The organism is Paracoccus tibetensis, from assembly GCF_900102505.1.
GTDB lineage: Bacteria > Pseudomonadota > Alphaproteobacteria > Rhodobacterales > Rhodobacteraceae > Paracoccus > Paracoccus tibetensis.
This window is the reverse complement of sequence record NZ_FMVT01000030.1, coordinates 1-4038: the sequence shown is the minus strand read 5'-3', so window position 1 is coordinate 4038 and position 4038 is coordinate 1. Positions and strand designations below refer to the sequence as shown.

Genomic DNA, 4038 nt, shown 5'->3' with positions numbered 1-4038 from the left:
GGCAGTCTAGGTCCAGTTATTGGAAACAGGTTGCCTCAAACATGAACTCTCTGCCTGACAGAAGACGCCGCGGCCAATGGGTTCAAACTGAACGTGCAGCTCATGAGGCTTGGGCGGCACTTATACGCAGATCGCCCCTTGCAGCTCAGGTCATGCACATCCTCACCAGTCAGGTAGGGGAACATAACGCTGTAGTCCTTTCTCAAAAGGCGCTGGCACAGCTTGTTGGTGGCTCAGAGCGTGGCGTTCGAGATGCTCTAGCCCTGCTTCAGAGCGACAACTGGATAGAAACCCGGCAAATCGGGGGGAGAGGCACGGTCAACGCCTACATCATCAACGACCGGGTAGCGTGGAACGGCAAGCGGGATGGCATCCGCTACAGTCTCTTCAGTGCGCGTGTCATTCTTTCAGAAGAGGAGCAGCCTGATAGAGACCAGCTCGACCACCAACAGCCTCTGCGGCAGCTTCCTGGGGTATATCCTGGGGAGCAACAGCTCCCATCAGGACCCGGCATGCCTCCGCCGTCACAGCCATTTTTCGACGGAATGGAGCCTGACTTACCTGTCAGAGAGCAGCGTCATGAGGATTGATCCTGTAGGTGACTGCACATGAGCTGGTCAGTCAGTCGCGCCGCTCGCGAGACCGGCTTGTCCAAATCCACAATCAGCCGAGCGATCAAATCAGGTCGCATCTCGGCCACAAGGCAGCATGATGGTTCTTACCACATCGAGCCTGCAGAACTATTCCGCGTTTATCCCCGTGGTGTTGCGCAACCCTCCTCAGACGCGCGTCATGACGCATCACGCAACCCACATGAAGAAGCTTCTGCATCTTCCTCAAATGAGGTGGAACTTTTAAAGCTGAAGCTCGCAATGACCGAGGAATTGCTCCTTCAGGAGAGAGAAAATTCGAAGCGCCAGCAGGAGACTGTACAAGACCTGCGTAAGAGGCTCGACGCTGCGACGGATAAGGTTTTGGCCCTTGCGCAACCGACGCAACCCGCGTCAGACGCACCACTTGACGCAGTTCGCAACCCACAAAAAGGGCGCCGTTGGTGGAGTTGGAGGCAACGGCCCGAGTAGCAGCACGAACCCTTATCTTCGTATCTGCAACGCGGTGAGCTATCTCTGCTGCAAGATCACCGGAAACGGCAGATCAGGTCTTTTTCGCATATCGAGCGTGAAGTTCTGCAAACACCTGGTCGGCAGGAATGCCTGACCCGCTGTCCAGCCCGGCCTTGATCACCGCCCGCACAGCTCCAAGATTACGCTGCTCCGTATCTTGGTCGTCCTCGCCCCATGCCTCGTCCATGAATGCCTTGTCATCCGAGCCATCAGAGACGAACCCCATCTGTCCCGCCCGCTCCTGGATCGGCCTGACCTTCTCCGCGAGCGTCTTGCCCGTGCGACCCTTGTCAGGCGGTTTCCGGCTTCTGTCTTGATCTGGCATGGCAACTCTCCTTCCGTCGGGAGTGTACAGTGGCGGAAGTGTACGGTGGCAAGAAATGCAGAGGTAATTTTTCGTCCCCATCTGGCCGCGCCCCCGGCTCCCGCAGGCTCAAAAGGCCGAACATGACGGAAAGCGATCGGGCTAGAAGGCGATACCCTTCCCAACCTCCCTAGACTTCTCTACATTACGTTTGTGTAGACAGATGCTATGACGACGCATGAAGATCGCAGGCTTCGATTGGGACACGGGCAACTGGCCCAAATGCGGCAAGCATGGCTTGTCCCAAACCGAGATCGAGGAGGTCTTTGCCCGGACGCCGGCGGTCTTGTCCGATCCGTTTCCCGAGGAGGCGCGGATGCGTGCCATCGGGACCACGGCAGCTGGACGCTATGTCTTCGTGGTGTTCCAGCTCCGCGAGATCAACGGCCAGACCAAGCTGCGGCCCATCAGTGCCCGCTACATGCACCAAAAGGAGATCGCGCATTATGAACGCCCATCCTAAGCCCCTGTCGCCCCTGACCAGCGATGCCGAGGCGGAAGATTTCGTCGAGACGGCGGATCTGTCCGAATACGATCTGTCAGGGTTCACGCCCATGCGCTTCGAGATCGAGCCGAAGGCCGCCTCGCTGAACATGCGTCTGCCCGCCGCCCTCCTGGACGCCGTGAAGGCCAAGGCCAAGGCCAACGGCATCCCCTATACCCGCTATGTCCGGATGCTGCTCGAAACGGATGTGGCGCGGCCCAAGTAAACTGTGGGATCGACCGGCTGTACCTGCCCTATGCCCCACAACATGGGCGGGCGCCCCCTGCCAGCGCCAAGGAGAGGAGCCTGCTATGTGCCGAAAGCACCTGACCGAAGACCAGATCCAGCGCATGATCGCCAGCGACCCCGAGGCCCCGGAAGCGACGGCGGACCAGCTGACCCAAGCCCAGCCCTTCACGGAGGCCTTCCCAGCACTGTCTGACGCTATGCGGCGCAACATAGGTCGCGAGGCCGCCGAGCTTTGACCATGCCCGTCTCGTTTCACCTTTAGGCTCAGGCACGTATTTATTTCAGAAGCTTCATGTACACTGCTGACACGTTTTCAGCCGTGAGATGATTCATGAAGTTCATTGGTCTTGCCGTTGCCTTGTTGCTGGCCACCTATTCGCCGACTGCAGCCGTTGAGCGCGAAGGCACCATCACCCAAGGCGTAGCGTCAGTGATTGACGGCGACACCCTCGAAATCCACGGCTCTCGCATTCGCCTGCATGGCATAGATGCGCCAGAAAGCAGACAAGCCTGCACTGAAAGCAACGGATCAGCATGGCGGTGCGGACAAGCCGCAGCCTTGGAACTGGCAGACAAGATCGGCCGGACGCCCGTGCTTTGTGAGCATCTCGACGTGGATCGCTATGGCCGCATCATTGCACGTTGCTTCAGCGGCAGTGAAGATCTGAACAGGTGGATGGTCAGTGAAGGGCTAGCTGTCGCCTACCGTCAGTACTCCTCTGACTACATTGCCGATGAGGCTCGGGCACGCGAAGCCCGCAAAGGGATCTGGCGAACGAAATTCGACATGCCTTGGGACTGGCGCAGAGGGTCTCGCACGTCGGGATCTCCATCTGAAACACCCGAAATCCTGCAGAGGCTTGTTCAGCGCTCATATTCCTGTAGCCCGCGCCGAACATGCTCTCAAATCGGGAGCTGCCAAGAAGCGCGGTGGTACCTGGCGAACTGCTCTTGGGGCGGCCGCCTCGATCGCGACAACGACGGCATTCCCTGCGAGAGCATCTGCTAACGCCTGCACAATAAGCCTCGTAGTGTTGAGAGAGATGAATGGCGAGAACCAAAGGACACGGAAACCCTAACTGGACCCACGATGAGATCGTTCTCGCGTTAGATCTTTACCTCAGCCTTGACAGAAACGTCCCATCTCCTCGCTCTCCCGAGATCCAAGCACTGTCCGCGGTTCTGCGCTCAATGCCTTATCATCTTGAAGCAGCTAAGCAGCCGTCATTTAGAAATCCGGACGGCGTTGGCTTTAAACTCATGAACCTGCGACAGCTCGACAGCGGCAGAGGCCTCTCGAACGTGTCAAAAACGGATCGCCAGGTTTGGGAGAAATATGGGTCTCAACCAGCAGCCGTTCGAAACCTTGCTGACGCTATCACCAAAGGGATGAGAACGATCTTGCCGGAAGAGATACCGGAAGAAGTCGAGGAGCTTCCCGAAGGACGCCTTCTCACCGCAATTCACGTCAGGCGAGAACGCAATCCCAAAGTTCGCAAGATGCTGCTGGATGCACGCAGAGCAACTGGCCTGAGATGCGACATGTGCGAGTTGTCACGACCTGGCATCAGAGCAGACCTGGAAGAGGCGATTTTCGAAGCTCACCACATTGTCCCGCTCGCCAGTGCGGGAGAACGAAAAACAAAGCTGTCTGATCTCTCGCTGCTGTGTGCTTGCTGCCATCGCGCCATCCACCGAGCGATGATCATCGAACAACGGTGGCTGACCATCCCCGAAGCCCAAGGGCTGATCCTCTAGGCCTCATCTTCCTCAACCTCCGGCAGCACCCGCTGCGGTAACGGGTGTTATGCGGCGGG

Annotated in this window: 7 protein-coding genes; 6 read left to right on the top strand and 1 reads right to left on the bottom strand. The window is 58.0% G+C overall.

What is annotated here, in order from left to right; all coding sequences use genetic code 11:
* Window positions 1-152 precede the first annotated feature (152 nt).
* Window positions 153-590: a helix-turn-helix domain-containing protein gene (locus tag BLP73_RS18820; RefSeq protein ID WP_245686765.1), complete on the top strand. Its 438-nt coding sequence runs from the start codon at window positions 153-155 to the stop codon at window positions 588-590.
* A 565-nt stretch (window positions 591-1155) separates the two neighbouring features.
* Here the strand turns inward: BLP73_RS18820 and BLP73_RS19565 are convergent.
* On the bottom strand, window positions 1156-1449 hold the full coding sequence (locus tag BLP73_RS19565; protein WP_175453451.1) for a hypothetical protein: 294 nt from the start codon (window positions 1447-1449) through the stop codon (window positions 1156-1158).
* 217 nt (window positions 1450-1666) lie between these two features.
* Here BLP73_RS19565 and BLP73_RS18810 point away from each other — a divergent pair, with 217 nt between their 5' ends.
* The 5 genes from BLP73_RS18810 (at window position 1667) to BLP73_RS18790 (ending at window position 3979) form a co-directional block, all read left to right on the top strand.
* Complete coding sequence (locus BLP73_RS18810) at window positions 1667-1951, top strand: BrnT family toxin (protein WP_090748535.1); 285 nt, start codon at window positions 1667-1669, stop codon at window positions 1949-1951.
* Entirely contained in the window at window positions 1935-2198 is a 264-nt protein-coding gene (locus BLP73_RS18805; RefSeq protein WP_090748532.1) for a BrnA antitoxin family protein, read from the top strand. The genes BLP73_RS18810 and BLP73_RS18805 overlap by 17 nt, the downstream gene beginning before the upstream one ends.
* Before the next feature lie 85 nt (window positions 2199-2283).
* Window positions 2284-2457, top strand: coding sequence for a hypothetical protein (locus BLP73_RS19560; protein WP_175453450.1), 174 nt, complete (start codon window positions 2284-2286; stop codon window positions 2455-2457).
* A gap of 95 nt (window positions 2458-2552) precedes the next feature.
* Window positions 2553-3230: a thermonuclease family protein gene (locus BLP73_RS18795; RefSeq protein WP_090748528.1), complete on the top strand. Its 678-nt coding sequence runs from the start codon at window positions 2553-2555 to the stop codon at window positions 3228-3230.
* A gap of 38 nt (window positions 3231-3268) precedes the next feature.
* The gene (locus BLP73_RS18790) at window positions 3269-3979 is read left to right on the top strand and encodes an HNH endonuclease (RefSeq protein WP_090748523.1); all 711 of its coding nucleotides are present in this window, start codon (window positions 3269-3271) and stop codon (window positions 3977-3979) included.
* Window positions 3980-4038: the final 59 nt, after the last annotated feature.